Origin of the sequence: Kitasatospora sp. NPDC050463 (assembly GCF_040655255.1) — a bacterium.
Classification (GTDB): Bacteria; Actinomycetota; Actinomycetes; order Streptomycetales; family Streptomycetaceae; genus Kitasatospora.
On record NZ_JBFAJO010000017.1, the window covers coordinates 71,018 to 84,854 of the forward strand.

Sequence of the window (13,837 nt, forward strand, 5' to 3'; positions counted from 1 at the left end):
CCGCGACCCGCGGCAGAGACCGGTGAAGACGCACCGCCCGCCGCCGTCCGTTCCGCACGATCACGCGCGCCGGCCGACGACCCCGTCGGTGCGGCTCCCGAAGCCCGACGGTGGTGCGTGCCGACACTGTAGCGAAGCTACTCGCCAGTAGGAAGGGGGTGGCGGAGCCTATTCGGGGCGTGGTGCACGACGCCGGCATGCTCATCCACGTGGCGCGGGACCGGGCCCTCGCGGTGGCCACGCATCGCGACCTGTCGGCCCTCGCTGGGCACCGGGTCGGGATCTGCCGTCCCGGCCGGCCGGACCGGATCCCCTGGCCACCCACCCGGGCGGCACTTCGCCCGACTCCCCGGAGCGGCCCACCGCGGGGGTGTGGAGGCCCTGACCGACCCGGAGGAGTGAACGGGCGGACAGACGTCCGCCCGAACCACCCGATAGGGGAATTCCCCCTGGTCGGCGGGCGCGACAGCATGGGCGCATGAGCACCGGAACCGTCTCCTCCGCCGGCCTCGCCGACCCGTCCGAGCCCGCGTCCGACGCAGTGCCCGACGCCGCGTCCGGGCCTGCCGGCGCGTCGGCGCCCGGTACGGCCGGCCTTCCCGGCGCCGTCACGCTGCCCCCACGCGCCGAACGCGGCGCGCGGGCGCAGGCGGCCGTCGAGCGGCTGCGCCCGGCCGGCGTCGAGGCGGTGGCCGTCACCTGGGTGGACAACGCCGGCATCGCCAGGGTCAAGGCCGTCCCGCTGGACGGGCTGGTGCACGCCGCGCAGTGGGGCGTCGGCGCGGCGCCCTGCTTCGACGTCTTCCTGGCCGACGACACCATCGTCAGCAGCCCCCTGATCGGCGGTCCCACCGGAGACCTCCGGCTCTACCCGGACCTCGACCGGGTGGTCCCGCTGGCTGCCCAGCCCGGCTGGGCCTGGGCGCCGGGGGAGCGCTACACCCAGTCCGGCGCCCCGCACCCGGGCTGCCAGCGGCTGTTCGCCCGCCGGATGACCGCCGCCGCGGCCGCGCGCGGGATCGCCGTCAAGGCCGGCATCGAGGTCGAGTGGGTGGTCGCGCTCGCCGGGCCGGCGCAGGAGGAGCCCCGCTACCCGACCGAGGGCCCGGCCTACGGCATGCAGCGCCTGACCGACCTCTCCGACTACCTGCGCGAGGTGCTGCGCGCGCTCACGGCCCAGGGTCTGACCGTGCTGCAGATCCACCCCGAGTACGCCCCGGGCCAGTTCGAGGTGTCGGTGGCCCCGGAGGGTCCGGTCGAGGCCGCCGACACCTCCGTGCTGATCCGCCAGACCATCCGGGCCGTCTCCGCCCGGCACGGCCTGCGTGCCTCCTTCGCCCCGGTGGTCGAGGCCTTTTCGGTCGGCAACGGCGGCCACCTCCACCTCAGCCTCTGGCGGGACGGCCGGAACCTCGCCCGCGGCGGGGCCGGCCCGCACGGGCTGACGGCCGAGGCGGAGGGCTTCCTCGCCGGGGTGCTCGGCGCGCTGCCCGAGCTGCTGGTGCTCGGTTCGTCCAGCCCGGCCGGGTACCTGCGGCTGGTGCCCTCGCGCTGGGCCGGCGCCTACCAGTGCTGGGGCCTGGAGAACCGCGAGGCGGCGCTGCGACTGGTGACCGGCTCCTCCGGGGAGCGTGCCACCGCGGCCAACGCCGAGGTCAAGTGCTTCGACGCCACCGCCAACCCGTACCTCGCGGTCGGCGCGGTGCTCGCCGCCGGCCTCGCCGGGCTGGACCAGCGGCTGGCACTGCCGCCGGAGTTCACCGGCGACCCGGCCGAGGCCGTGCCCGGCACGGTGCCCCGGTTGCCGGCGAGCCCGGGCGACGCGCTCGCGGCGTACCAGAAGTCGGCGGTGCTCCGCGAGGCGCTCGGCGAGCCGCTGTACGAGGCGGTGCTGGCCGTCCGTCGTGCCGAGGGCGAGCAGTACGCCTCGGCCACCCCGGAGCAGCTGGTCGCGGCCACCCGCTGGCGGTACTGACCGGTGCACTCGCTGGACGTCCCGGCGCTGGTCGACCACCACTGCCACAGTGTGGTGGCGGCCCACCTCGCCGACGGCGCCCTGGCCGGGCTGCTCACCGAGTCCGACCGGCCGCCCGCGCCCGGCACCTCGCCGTTCGACAGCGCGCTCGGTCTCGCCGTGCGGCGCTGGTGCCCGCCCGCGCTCGGGCTGCCCGCGCACGCCCCCGCCGCCGACTACCTGGCCCGGCGGGCCGAGCTGGGCGCCGCCGAGGCCACCCGGCGGCTGTTGTCCGCCGCCGCGTTGGACACCTGCCTGGTGGACACCGGACTGGCCGGGGCGGCCGGCCACCCGCTGCTGCCGCTCAGCGAATTCGCCGAGGCGGCCGGTGCCCGGGTGCGCGAGGTGATCCGGCTGGAGTCCGTCGCCGAGGCGGTGTCGGCGTCGGCCGGGGCGTGGCCGCGCCTCGTCCGCGAGGCGCTGGGCGCCTCGGCCGCCGGCGCGGTGGCGGTCAAGTCGGTCCTGGCCTACCGGCACGGCCTGGCGGTGCCGGCCGAACGGCCCGCCCCGGCCGAGGTGACGGCGGCCGCGGGGAAGTGGCTGCGCGCCGGGCGCGGCCGGCTGACCCACCCGGTGCTGCTGCACCACCTTCTCTGGACGGCGCTGGACGTCTGCGCCGAGCTCGGCCTGCCGCTCCAACTGCACACCGGCTTCGGCGACCCGGACCTCACCCTGCACCGGGCCGACCCGTCGCTGCTGACCGACTTCGTCCGGGCCGCCGAGCCGAGCGGCGTGCCGCTGGTGCTCCTGCACGGTTACCCCTACCACCGGCAGGCGGCCTGGCTGGCCCAGGCCTTCCCCCAGGTGTACACCGACCTCGGGCTGACGGCCTCCTACGTCGGGCCCCGGGTGGCGGCCGTGCTCGGTGAGATGCTGGAGCTGGCGCCGTTCGGCAAGCTGCTCTTTTCCACCGACGCCTACGGGCTGGCGGAGCTGTACCTGGTCGGCGCGGCCCAGTTCCGGCACGGCCTGGGCACCCTGCTGGACGGCTGGCGGGCGGACGGCGCCTGTTCGGCGGCCGACGCGCAGCGCCTGGCCCGGCAGGTCGCCGCCGACAACGCCCGCCGCCTGTACCGGCTCTGAACGGCGGGCAGGGGCGGCCCGGGCCCCGCCCGGCGCCGGCGGGCACGGTCCGGACGGGTGCGGCGAAGCCTCCCGGGAGCCCGTCCGACCGGGTACGCGGGCGGCTGGGCGGACGGGTGCGGCGAAGCCTCCCGGGAGCCCGTCCGACCGGGTACGCGGGCGGCTGCCGGGGCCCGGAAAATGTGGATCGTCCACGCCCGGCCGAGGGAAAGAACGAGCAGTCCGGATATTCACCGTATGGATTGACGCCGGGTCGGCGAGCCCGGAACCACACCCCTCGGAAGTGGCCGAACGGTGTCGATTAGATGACTACCTCTTGCGGATTGCAACGCATGTTCACTAGCGTCCCGATCATTCCACTGCACCTGCCATCCGCAGCTGCACGACGACTCGGGAGGGCCAACCCCTATGAGTGTTCCTCGGATCAGCCGGACCCGGTACGCCGCGGTGGGCGTCGCCCTTGCCGCGGCAGGTGCCCTGGCGCTGCCCGCCGGTACCGCCGTCGCGGCCACCGGGGCCGAGCCGACGACCGGGCCGCTGCTGAGCTACGTCGTCAACACCCAGGCCAACCACGGCCAGGTGCAGAAGGTCGAGAAGGCCGTCACGACCCTCGGCGGCAGCGTGGTGTACTCCTACGAGCAGATCGGCGTGGTGATCGCCCGCTCGACCGACACCCAGTTCGCCGCCAAGCTGCGCAAGGCGAAGGGCGTCCAGTCGGTCGGCACCAGCCGCACCAAGGGCATCACGGCCGCCGAGAACCAGAAGGCCGAGGTGGCCGCCGAGCCGGTGACCGCCGCCGCGGCCGGCGAGGAGCCCTACTGGGCCAACCAGTGGGACATGCGCCAGATCGGCGTGGACAAGGCCCACAAGCTCTCCCTGGGCAGCCGCAACGTGACCGTCGGCGTGCTGGACTCCGGCATCGACGGCACCCACGAGGACCTCGCCGCCAACGTCGACGCCTCGCAGTCGGTCTCCTGCATCGACGGTGGCAAGCCGAACACCGACTGGGCGGCCTGGCAGCCGGGCCCCGACGGCGACCACGGCACCCACGTGGCCGGCACCATCGCCGCCGCCAAGAACGGCAAGGGCATCGAGGGCATAGCCCCGAACGTCAAGCTGGCCGCGGTCAAGGTCGTCGACGACGGCGGGTTCATCTACCCGGAGTACGCGATCTGCGGCTTCGTCTGGGCCGGTGAGCACAAGTTCAAGGTGACCAACAACAGCTACTACGTCGACCCGTGGATGTTCAACTGCCAGAACGACGCCGACCAGGCGGCGATCACCACCGCGGTGCGCCGCGCGGTCGAGTTCTCGCAGCGCAAGGGCGTCCTCAACGTCGCCGCGGCGGGCAACGAGAACATCGACCTCGCCCACAAGACCGTCGACGTCAGCAGCCCGGACGACACCACCCCGGGCACCCGCCCGGTCACCCAGGACTGCCTCAGCCTGCCGACCGAGCTGGACGGCGTCGTCTCGGTCTCCTCGGTGGGCGTCAACGGGGACAAGTCGTACTACTCCAGCTACGGCAAGGGCAAGGTCACCGTGGCCGCCCCCGGTGGCGACCGCCGCTACCAGATCCCGGACACCCCGGACAAGAACGGCCGCACCCTGTCCACCATTCCGGGTGGCCAGTACGGTTACATGCAGGGCACCTCGATGGCCTCGCCGCACGCCGCCGGTGTGCTGGCGCTGCTCGCCAGCACCTTCCCGTGGGCGAGCCCGGAGGAGCTGACCGAGATGCTGACCAACCAGGCCGAGTCGCACGCCTGCCCGGCCGGCCCGTACAACCCGGGCGGCGCCGGCGAGTGGACCGCCACCTGCGAGGGCGGCGTGGACGACAACGGCTTCTACGGCGCCGGCATCATCAACGCCGAGAAGGCGGTCCAGTGGTGGCGCTGACGCGCTGACCGGCCGTCACCGGGCTCGGAGGCCCGGCGCGGAAGCGTGATGCGGAAGCGCTGAGCCGGATCCCGGCGCTTGATCGAACCGTGGGTGGGGAGTGGGACTCAGGTCCCGCTCCCCACCCTTTCGAGTACCGGTACTCGAAAGGGTGGGGAGAGCCTGGCGTCGGCCGAGCCGGTGCGAACTCCGTGGCCGCCGGCCCGACGACCGCCCGAGCTCGCAGCCGCCCGGCCTCACTCGAAGTGGTGGTCCCAGACGGTCTCGACCGACGGCTTCCCGTGCAGGTCCGGCACCTCCTGGAGCCACGCGGGCCGGCCCGCCCGGCTCCGGGCGGCGCGCCGGCGTTCGGCCTCGCCGAGTTGCTCGGGCGTGGCGAACCCGTCCGGCAGCCAGTCGCGGGAGAGCTTCGCCCGGGTGGCCAGGTGCGTGACGTAGGCGTGCCGCAAGGCCTCCACCGAGTCGAAGCCGGGCTCGTCGGCCAGCCACGCGTCGGGGACGAGCGCCACGACCTCCTCCAGCAGGGCGGTGGTGACCAGCGGTCCGAGCTCCTCGTCGGCCAGCCGGACGTCGGGGGCGGCGCCACCGAGGGCGTGGGCGCTCAGGTCGTACCGCTTGCCGACCGAGGCCGCGGCGCCGGACCAGCGGTGGTGGAAGACCAGCGCGGCGCCGTTGTCGATCAGCCAGAGCTTCCCGTGCCAGACCATCAGGTTGGGGTTGTGCACGGTGCGGTCGACGTTGCCGGTGAGCGCGTCCAGCCAGACCACCCGGCCGGCCTCGACCGGGTCGACCGGGATCATGCCGGGCCTGAAGTCGCGGGCGCCGGGCAGCAGGTCCATCCCGAGGTTGAGCCCGCTGCTGGCCCGGAGGATGTCCTGGACCTCGGGGTCGGGTTCGGCGTCGGCGACCGCGGGGTCGAAGTCGACCAGCCGGAGTTCGGGCACCGGCAGGCCGAGCCGACGGGCCAGCTCGCCGACGATCACCTCGGCCACCAGCGCCTTGCGGCCCTGCGCGGCCCCGATGAACTTGACCACGTAGGTGCCCAGGTCGTCGGTCTCCACGACGCCGGGGACGGACCCGCCGGCCCGCAGCGGATCGACGTAGCGCACTGCTGTCACCTGATCGAGCACATTCGTCACCCTAACCCGTGCACCTTCCGTGTCCGACCCGTTCAGCGGGATTCCCGCGCCACCTCGCGGGCGTCCGCGAGCGCCTGCCGGACGGCGGCGGGGATGTCGGTGACCGGGAAGGCCACCCGGCGCACGACCCGTTCGCGGTCCAGCACGAGCACCGCCCGCTTCAGCCGCAGGCCCTGGCCGACGTGGAACGTGGGCAGCCGGAGGGTGGCCGCCAGCCGGACGTCCAGGTCGGACAGGAGCGGGAACGGGATCCCCTCCGCCTCGGCGAACTCCCGCTGCTCGTCCGGCCGTTGGGTGGAGATCCCGCGCAGTGCCAGCCCGGCCGCGCGGAACTCGGGGTACGCCTCGCGGAAGAGCCGGTTCTCCAGCGTGCAGCCGACCGTACCGGGGATGTCGCCCCAGCCGGCCGGCAGTGGCGCGGGCCGGCCGGTGGCGGGGTAGCAGAACAGCACGGTGGCGCCGGCCGCCGGGTCGACCGGGTCCAGCTCGCCGCCGGTGTGCGCGGGCAGGGTGAGCGCCGGCAGCCGGGTGCCGGGCAGCGCCGCCATCCGGGCGGCCTCGGCGCTGCCGGGCTCGGCCGAGCCGGAGAGCGCGCCGTCGCCGAGCAGCCAGCGGTCCGCCCAGTCCTGCATCGCGACCAGGACCGGCAGCAGTGCCCGCCCGGCCTCGGTGAGCCGGTACTCGTAGCGCACCGGGCCGCTCTGGTAGGGCACCCGTGCCAGGACGCCGGCCTCGGTCAGGTGGCCGAGCCGTTCGGTGAGGACCTTCCGGGAGATGCCCAGCTCGTGCTGGAGCTCGTCGAAGCGCAGCAGGCCGCGCGCCGACTCGCGGACGATCAGGATGCTCCACCAGTCGCCGATCACGGCCGCCGAGTGGGCGATCGCGCAGCTGGCGTCCCGCTCGGGTACCTCTTTGAGCACCGTCGCTCCTCTCGCGGTCAGGACGGTCCATCCTCGCACCCCCTTGCGAGTTCCGAAAAGGAACTTGTAAGTTTCTTATCGGAACTCAAGCGCTGGAGCGCATGAGAGCGAACGAGAACGGAGGGGGAGCACATGTCCGTCGCCCGGGCGACGCTGCACCGCACCTGGACGATGACCCGCCGGGCCTACCCGTGGTCCTACGCCGTCGGCTGTCTGCTGATCGGCGTGTTCACCCTCGGCCTGTCCTACCTGGGTCTGCACGCCATCGGTGGCGGCTCGGTGGCCGAGGACTTCACCGCCCGCACCGGCGGCGCCGACTACCTCGGCTACGTCGCGATCGGCGCGGCCGGCTACATGTTCACCGTGCGGATGCTGCTCTGGAGCAGCAAGGCACTGATCACCGAGCAGCGCCAGGGCACCCTGGGCGCGCTGCTGATCGCCCCGGCCGGGCGGCTGCCCTACTTGCTGGGCTTCACCGGGTTCGCGCTGCTCAACACCGCGGTCGAGGTCGGCCTGCTCGGCGGGTTCGCCGCGGCGCTCGGCGTCACCCTGCCCGCCTGGCACCCGCTGGCGGCCCTCGCCGGGCTGCTCGCGCTCACCGCCGCCGTCTTCGCCGTCGCCGTCGTGCTCGGCGCGCTGATGATCGTCGCCGGCGAGGCGCACATCTCGCAGAACACCGTCTTCCTCGCCGTCTCCCTGCTCTGCGGCATCACCTTCCCCAACAGCTACCTGCCCGCGCCCGCCCGGTGGCTGGCCGAGCTGCTGCCCGTCACCTCCGCCATGGACGTGCTGCGCGGCGCGCTCGGCCGGGGACAGCCGCTCACCGAGCTCACCGCGCGGCTGGTGACCTGCCTCGCCCTCAGCCTCGGCTACCTGCTGGTCGGCCTGTGGCTGCTGCCCGGTGCCGAGCGCCGCGCCATCGAACGGAGCTTCTGACCCATGGACCACCCGGACCGGAGCCACTGACATGATCCGCACCCGCGCCCTGCGCAAGACCTTCCGCACCCGGGAGAAGGGCCTCTTCGGCCCGCGCGCCGTGAAGACCGCCGTGGACGGCCTCGACCTGGAGATCCCGGCCGGCCGGGTCACCGGGCTGCTCGGCCTCAACGGCGCCGGCAAGACCTCCACCATCAAGATCCTCGCCACGCTGCTCCGCCCCACCTCCGGCACGGTCACCCTGGACGGCCTCGACCTGGTCGAGCACGCCCGCGAGGCCCGGCGCCGGATCAACCTGATCGCCGGCGGCGAGCGGATGGTCTACGGCAAGCTCACCGGCGCCGAGAACCTCCGCTACTTCGGCCACCTCTACGACGTCCCCGGCGCGGTGCTGCGCCCCCGGATCGGCGAACTGCTGGAGCTGGTCGGCCTCACCGGGGCCGCCGACACCCCGGTCGAGCGGTACTCGCGCGGCATGACCCAGCGGCTCTCGATCGCCCGCGGCCTCATCAACGACCCGGCGTACCTGCTGCTGGACGAGCCCACCCTCGGCCTGGACGCCCCGATCGCCCGGGACCTGCGCCGGGTGGTCGCTGGCCTCGCCGCCGAGGGCCGGGGGGTGCTGCTCACCTCGCACTACCTGACCGAGGTCGAGGAGCTCTGCGAGCACGTCTACGTGATCTCCGACGGGCGCCACCTCGCGGCCGGCAGCCCGGCGGAGCTCAAGGCGGAGACCGGCAGCCACCGCAGCGTCCGGGTCACCGTCACCAATCCGTCTCCCGAACTGGAGTCCGCCGTGGTCGACTTCGCACTTCGCCTGGGCGTGCGCGCGGAACTCGGGGCGGCCGAGCAGGGTGGCCTGCTGGTCACCGTCCGTCACCCGGAGGACGTGGCCGGCCCGCTGGCCGGGGCGATCGTCGCCGCCGGCGGGGCGATCGGCGGGCTGGAGGTCACCGAGGCCAGCCTGGAGGACGCCGTCCTGGCCCTCACCGGCAGCACCGCGTCGCCCGCCGGCGGCCGGTCGGCGGTGAGCGCATGACCGGCCTGCCCTCCACCGGGGCGCTGCCGCCCACCGAGGCGTTGGTGCTCGGCGCGGCCGACCGCGGCGCGCGGCCGCCGTACCCCGCCGGCCCCGCCCTTCCACCGCACCCCTCCGGCCGGACCCTCCCGCCACCCCGCCCGGGCACGCGTCGGCCGCCCGGCCCGGGCGGCGACCGTCCTCCCGCCAGGCCGCTGCGGCACGCCGGCAAGGTGTTCGCCGCCGAGGCGCTGAAGCAGCACCGCACGCTCTTCGGCCAGCCGCTGGTGCTCGCCTCGATGCTGATCTGGCCGCTGCTCCAACTGGCCGCCACCTACTACACCCTGCACCCGATCGCGGCCGGCTCGGCCGCCGCCGCCCGCTGGCCGCTGGCCGCCGACCCGGCCAAGCTGCTCGGCTTCCTCGCGACCGGGGCGCTGGCCTGGGCGTTCTTCTTCTCGCTGGTCCAGTCCGCGTGGAACTTCGCCTTCGAACGCACCACCGGCACGCTGGAACTGCTCTTCCTCTCGCCCGCCGACCGGCTGGTCCTGATGCTGGCCAACGGCGCCGGCGCGCTGCTGCAGAACGCGTGGCTGCTCACCTGCTTCCTGGGCGCCGCCGCGTTCGGTTTCGGCAGCCTGGACGTGGCCGGGCCCTGGGTGTACCCGGTGGTGCTGCTCGCCCTGCTGCTGCCGGCGGTGGCCTGGGGCGCGCTGCTCAACAGCCTGATGGTGTTCTCGCGGGACTCCGCCTTCGTCTACACCGTGCTGGACGATCCGATGTGGTTCGTCGCCGGGGTCCGGCTGCCCGTCTTCGCGCTGCCCGGTGTGCTGCGGGTGCTCGGCGCGGCGCTGCCGCTGACCGGGAGCCTGGCGGTGGTCCGCGGTGCGTTGCTGGAGAGGGAGGGGCTCGGTGCGCTCGCCCCCGGGCTGGCCTGGCTGGCGGTGCTCTGCACGCTGCTGCTGGCCGGCGCGGTGCTCGCGCTGCGGCTCGGCGAGGCCCGGGCGCAGCGGACGGGGGGTCTGCGGCTGTCCTGAGCCCGGGCCCGGGCGCCCCGCGGCCGGCCGGACCCGGGCCACCCCGAGCCCCTGCACCGCCCCGGGCCGTGCCCTGTGGTTGGCTTGCCGGTGAAACCGGACGTCCAGACGAGGAGAGCAAGGTCATGGGACAGGTGCAGGCCACCACCGAGCGGGTCTACGACGCCACCCCCGAGCGGGTCTACGAGGTGCTGGCCGACTACCAGGTGACCCGCCCCAAGCTGCTGCCCGCGCAGTACAGCGAGTACGAGGTCCGGGTCGGCGGCACCGGGGCGGGCACCCAGGTGCACTGGCGGCTCCAGGCCACCGAGAAGCGGGTGCGGGACTGCCTGTTCACCGTCTCGGCGCCCGCGCCGGACCAGCTGGTGGAGAAGGACGCCAACTCCAGCATGGTGATCACCTGGACGGTGGCCGCGGCGGGCGAGGGCCGGTCGAAGGTCACCGTCTCGGCCACCTGGCAGGGGGCGGGCGGCATCGGCGGCTTCTTCGAGCGCACCTTCGCGCCGAAGGGCCTGAACCGGATCCACGACGAGGTGCTCGCCAACCTGGCCGCCGAGGTCCGCTGACGCCCACGAGGCCCCCGGATCCCCAACCGGGGACCGCCGGGTGTCCGCCGGGGACCGCCGGGATCCGCCGCACCGGTCGCCCGGTCAGCAAGAAGATTCGATGAGTTCGCCCACCCGTACGACGAGCAAGCCGTACGGGTGGACGGCCGCCACCTGCGGGTGACGAGGGCCGCCGGGCACGGCGGAGCCACCCTAGGCTCGCCGCCGTGCATATGACGATCCTTCACATTTCGCAGCCCGTCGACGGCGGGGTCGCCCGCGTCGTCGTCGACCTGGTTCGCGGCCAGCGCGAGGCCGGCCACCGGGTGCTGGTCGCCTGCCCGCGCGGCGGCCGGCTTGCCGAGGAGGCCGCCGCCGCCGGCGCGCTGGTCCAGGACTGGCCCGCCCGCCGTTCGCCAGGTCCGTCCGTTGCCGCCGAGGCGTGGCGGCTGCGCAGGATCGTCCGCGCCGCCGCGCCCGACATGGTCCATCTGCACAGCGCCAAGGCCGGGTTGGCCGGCCGACTGGCCATCCGGGGCGCGGTGCCGACCGTCTTCCAGCCGCACGCCTGGTCGTTCGCCGCCGTCGACGGTGCGCTGGCCGCCGCCACCCTGCGCTGGGAGCGGTACGCGACCCGCTGGGCGCACCGCCTGCTCTGCGTCAGCGTCCAGGAGCGGGCCGACGGCGTCGCCGCGGGCCTGCACGCCGACTGGGCGGTCGTGCCCAACGGCGTCGACGTGCGCCACTACGCGCCCGCCGAACGCCGGGCCGCCCGGATCGCGCTCGGCCTGGACCTCGACGCCCCGCTGGCGGTCTGCGTGGGCCGGCTCTGCCGCCAGAAGGGCCAGGACGTGCTGCTCGACGCGTGGCCCGAGCTGCTGCGGCTGGTGCCGCAGGCCCGGCTGGCCCTGGTCGGTACTGGTCCGGAGGAGGCCCGGCTGGCCGCCGCCGTCCGGGAGTCGGCCGAACCGTCCCGGATCCGGCTGGCCGGGGAGGTGCCGGATCCGCGGCCGTGGCTGGCGGCGGCCGATCTGGTGGTGCTGCCCTCGCGCTGGGAGGGGATGGCGCTGGCGCCGCTGGAGGCGATGGCGGCCGGCCGGCCGGTCCTGTTGACGGACGTGCCCGGAGCGCGCGAATGCCTGCCTCCGACCGAGCGGAAGTGCGCGGTCGTGCCGCCCGAGGACGCCGCCGCGCTCGCCACCCGAATGGCCGAAGCATTGTCCGACCCGATCGAGTGCGAGCGACGCGGTGCGCGCCTGCGCGAGCACGCCGTGGCGCGCCATGACGTGCGATCGGTGGTCGAACAGGTGGACGCGCTCTACCGCGATCTGCTGGGCGCCGGGCCGGCGGCCGGACGCCGCCGTGCCCGTGTCCCAGAGCGGATCTGATCGTTTCACATGCCGTGAATGCCCTCCGCTGCGGAGCTGTCGTATTCGCACCCTCAACCGGTTTGTGGGCGAGGGGTGAAATCAGAAATACCTATTAATGGGCGGCTGGAATGAAATGGCAAGTCAACTTCCAGCATCCAGGGCCACGTTCGGTACTGTTCGATTTTGCCTGCTTCATTTCGATTTCACGCCGGGAATTCGCGAGAGAACCGAAAGGCGCCAGCGGCAGCAGGTGCAGTCAGGACCGCGCCCACCGGGCCGGGACGGCCGCCCCGGGCCAACCGGTGCCGGGCCGCCGTCACCCCGGGCACACAGCAGGGGAGTTCGTGCGCTGATGACCATTGACCACGACAGCGTGCCACGGCCCGGCCGGCCCCTGTCCGGCCCGCGCCGGCCCGCCACCGGACTGCTCGACCGCCCGGCCAGGTCCGCACAGACCCGCAGCACCCCGGCGCTCCGCCGCCACCGCCGACCGGTCCGCTCCCGGCTCGCCCTGCCCGTCACCCTGGCCGCCGTCGACGCCTTCGCCCTGTGCACCGCCACCGGGCTCGCCAACCGGGCCCTCGACCCGGCGGTCCGGGTCGATCCGCTGCTGGGCGTGGCCGCCCTGCTCCCGCTGCTGCTCCTGCTCAACCTGGCCGGCGGCCTCTACCGGGCCCGGCTCACCCTCTCCGTCCTCGACGAGCTCCCCGCGCTGATCGTCCGGGCCGTCGTGGCCACCGCCTTCGCCGTCACCCTGGCCGGCTGCCTGGACGGCCGCTGGCCCGACACCGGCCCCGCCAACCCGGCCCGGCTGACCGTACTGCTCGGCGCCCAGCTGCTGCTCGCCGTCTGCGGCCGGACGCTGCTCTTCCACCTGGTCCGCCGGATCCGCCGCAGCCGGCCCAGCCCCGTACTGGTCCTCGGCGCCGGCCGGCTCGGCCGCCGGGTCGCCGCGGCCCTCAGCGAGCGTGGCGAGTACGGCATGCGCCCGGTCGGCTTCCTCGACCCGGACCCGCCGCTGCTGGCCGGCGACACCGACCTGCCGGTGCTCGGCGGCCGCGAGGTGCTGGAGCGCGAGGTCCGCCGCCACCGGATCCACCACGTCGTCGCCACCGCGGGCGCCGCCGACGAGGCCGAGACCGCCGCCGCCCTGCGTGACGCCGCCCGGCTCGGCTGCCAGGTCTGGCTGGTGCCCGCGCTGCGCGAGTACGGCTCCCTGGAGAACGGCCACTCGGCAGGCGGCGACCACCTCTGGGGCTTCCCCTGCCTGAAGGTGGACCGCCCGGCGATGCGCCGCCCCGGCTGGGCCGCCAAGCGCGCCCTGGACGTCACCGCCGCCGGCCTCGGCCTGCTCGCCCTCGCCCCCGTGCTCGCCCTGTGCGCGCTCGCCGTCCGCTTCGACACCGGCCCCGGCGTGCTCTTCCGCCAGCAGCGCACCGGGCTGGACGGCCGGGTCTTCACCGTCCTCAAGTTCCGCACCCTGCGCCCCAGCAACGAGCACGAGTCGGCGACCCGCTGGAACATCTCCCAGGACCACCGGATGGGCGCCGTCGGCAAGCTGATGCGCCGCAGCTCCCTGGACGAGCTGCCGCAGCTGTGGAACGTGCTGCGCGGCGACATGAGCCTGGTCGGCCCGCGCCCCGAGCGCCCCTACTTCGTCATGCGGTTCAGCCAGGCCTACCCCGAGTACGCGGACCGCCACCGCGTCCCGGTCGGCCTCACCGGCCTCGCCCAGGTCAACGGCCTGCGCGGGGACACCTCCATCGAGGACCGGGCCCGCTTCGACAACCGCTACATCGAGAGCTGGAGCCTCTGGCAGGACGTCAAGATCCTGTGCCGCACCGCGGCCCTGATGCTCCACCCGGACGGAAGCTGA

General features: G+C 74.5%; 11 protein-coding genes. 9 read left to right on the plus strand and 2 right to left on the minus strand.

Annotated features, from left to right (window positions below):
• Window positions 1–478 precede the first annotated feature (478 nt).
• From AB0J08_RS13580 to AB0J08_RS13590, 3 genes are all read left to right on the plus strand, one after another.
• On the plus strand, window positions 479–1,975 hold the full coding sequence (locus tag AB0J08_RS13580) for a glutamine synthetase family protein (RefSeq protein WP_360631852.1): 1,497 nt from the start codon (window positions 479–481) through the stop codon (window positions 1,973–1,975).
• Between the two features lie 3 nt (window positions 1,976–1,978).
• Entirely contained in the window at window positions 1,979–3,097 is a 1,119-nt protein-coding gene (locus AB0J08_RS13585; protein ID WP_360631855.1) for an amidohydrolase family protein, read from the plus strand.
• A 408-nt stretch (window positions 3,098–3,505) separates the two neighbouring features.
• The gene (locus AB0J08_RS13590) at window positions 3,506–4,996 is read left to right on the plus strand and encodes a S8 family serine peptidase (protein WP_360631858.1); all 1,491 of its coding nucleotides are present in this window, start codon (window positions 3,506–3,508) and stop codon (window positions 4,994–4,996) included.
• Between the two features lie 236 nt (window positions 4,997–5,232).
• Here the strand turns inward: AB0J08_RS13590 and AB0J08_RS13595 are convergent, their stop codons facing one another.
• Both AB0J08_RS13595 and AB0J08_RS13600 read right to left on the minus strand, forming a co-directional pair.
• The gene (locus AB0J08_RS13595) at window positions 5,233–6,126 is read right to left on the minus strand and encodes a HipA family kinase (RefSeq protein WP_360631861.1); all 894 of its coding nucleotides are present in this window, start codon (window positions 6,124–6,126) and stop codon (window positions 5,233–5,235) included.
• A gap of 41 nt (window positions 6,127–6,167) precedes the next feature.
• A complete protein-coding gene (locus AB0J08_RS13600; protein ID WP_360631864.1) occupies window positions 6,168–7,055 on the minus strand; it encodes a winged helix-turn-helix transcriptional regulator in 888 nt (295 codons plus the stop codon).
• A 132-nt stretch (window positions 7,056–7,187) separates the two neighbouring features.
• Here AB0J08_RS13600 and AB0J08_RS13605 point away from each other — a divergent pair, with 132 nt between their 5' ends.
• The 6 genes from AB0J08_RS13605 to AB0J08_RS13630 all read left to right on the plus strand — a co-directional run bounded on the left by AB0J08_RS13605 (window position 7,188) and on the right by AB0J08_RS13630 (window position 13,837).
• Window positions 7,188–7,991 carry an ABC transporter permease gene (locus AB0J08_RS13605; protein WP_360631867.1) on the plus strand — a complete coding sequence of 268 codons (804 nt, stop codon included), beginning with the start codon at window positions 7,188–7,190 and terminating at the stop codon, window positions 7,989–7,991.
• Between the two features lie 31 nt (window positions 7,992–8,022).
• The gene (locus AB0J08_RS13610; protein ID WP_360631870.1) at window positions 8,023–9,030 is read left to right on the plus strand and encodes an ABC transporter ATP-binding protein; all 1,008 of its coding nucleotides are present in this window, start codon (window positions 8,023–8,025) and stop codon (window positions 9,028–9,030) included.
• Window positions 9,027–10,046, plus strand: coding sequence for an ABC transporter permease (locus AB0J08_RS13615; protein WP_360631873.1), 1,020 nt, complete (start codon window positions 9,027–9,029; stop codon window positions 10,044–10,046). Before AB0J08_RS13610 ends, AB0J08_RS13615 begins: the two co-directional genes overlap by 4 nt.
• A 125-nt stretch (window positions 10,047–10,171) precedes the next feature.
• A complete protein-coding gene (locus AB0J08_RS13620) occupies window positions 10,172–10,612 on the plus strand; it encodes an SRPBCC family protein (protein WP_360631876.1) in 441 nt (146 codons plus the stop codon).
• A gap of 212 nt (window positions 10,613–10,824) precedes the next feature.
• The gene (locus AB0J08_RS13625; RefSeq protein ID WP_360631879.1) at window positions 10,825–11,979 is read left to right on the plus strand and encodes a glycosyltransferase; all 1,155 of its coding nucleotides are present in this window, start codon (window positions 10,825–10,827) and stop codon (window positions 11,977–11,979) included.
• Window positions 11,980–12,313: 334 nt separating this feature from the next.
• Entirely contained in the window at window positions 12,314–13,837 is a 1,524-nt protein-coding gene (locus AB0J08_RS13630) for an exopolysaccharide biosynthesis polyprenyl glycosylphosphotransferase (protein ID WP_360631882.1), read from the plus strand.

What these genes read in the sequence shown, in the direction of transcription:
- AB0J08_RS13610 (WP_360631870.1), top strand. Translation starts at nt 8,023, where the DNA reads ATGATCCGCACCCGCGCCCTGCGCAAGACCTTCCGCACCCGGGAGAAG.
- AB0J08_RS13605 (WP_360631867.1), top strand. Translation starts at nt 7,188, where the DNA reads ATGTCCGTCGCCCGGGCGACGCTGCACCGCACCTGGACGATGACCCGC.
- AB0J08_RS13620 (WP_360631876.1), top strand. Translation starts at nt 10,172, where the DNA reads ATGGGACAGGTGCAGGCCACCACCGAGCGGGTCTACGACGCCACCCCC.
- AB0J08_RS13615 (WP_360631873.1), top strand. Translation starts at nt 9,027, where the DNA reads ATGACCGGCCTGCCCTCCACCGGGGCGCTGCCGCCCACCGAGGCGTTG.
- AB0J08_RS13630 (WP_360631882.1), top strand. Translation starts at nt 12,314, where the DNA reads ATGACCATTGACCACGACAGCGTGCCACGGCCCGGCCGGCCCCTGTCC.
- AB0J08_RS13580 (WP_360631852.1), top strand. Translation starts at nt 479, where the DNA reads ATGAGCACCGGAACCGTCTCCTCCGCCGGCCTCGCCGACCCGTCCGAG.
- AB0J08_RS13625 (WP_360631879.1), top strand. Translation starts at nt 10,825, where the DNA reads ATGACGATCCTTCACATTTCGCAGCCCGTCGACGGCGGGGTCGCCCGC.
- AB0J08_RS13590 (WP_360631858.1), top strand. Translation starts at nt 3,506, where the DNA reads ATGAGTGTTCCTCGGATCAGCCGGACCCGGTACGCCGCGGTGGGCGTC.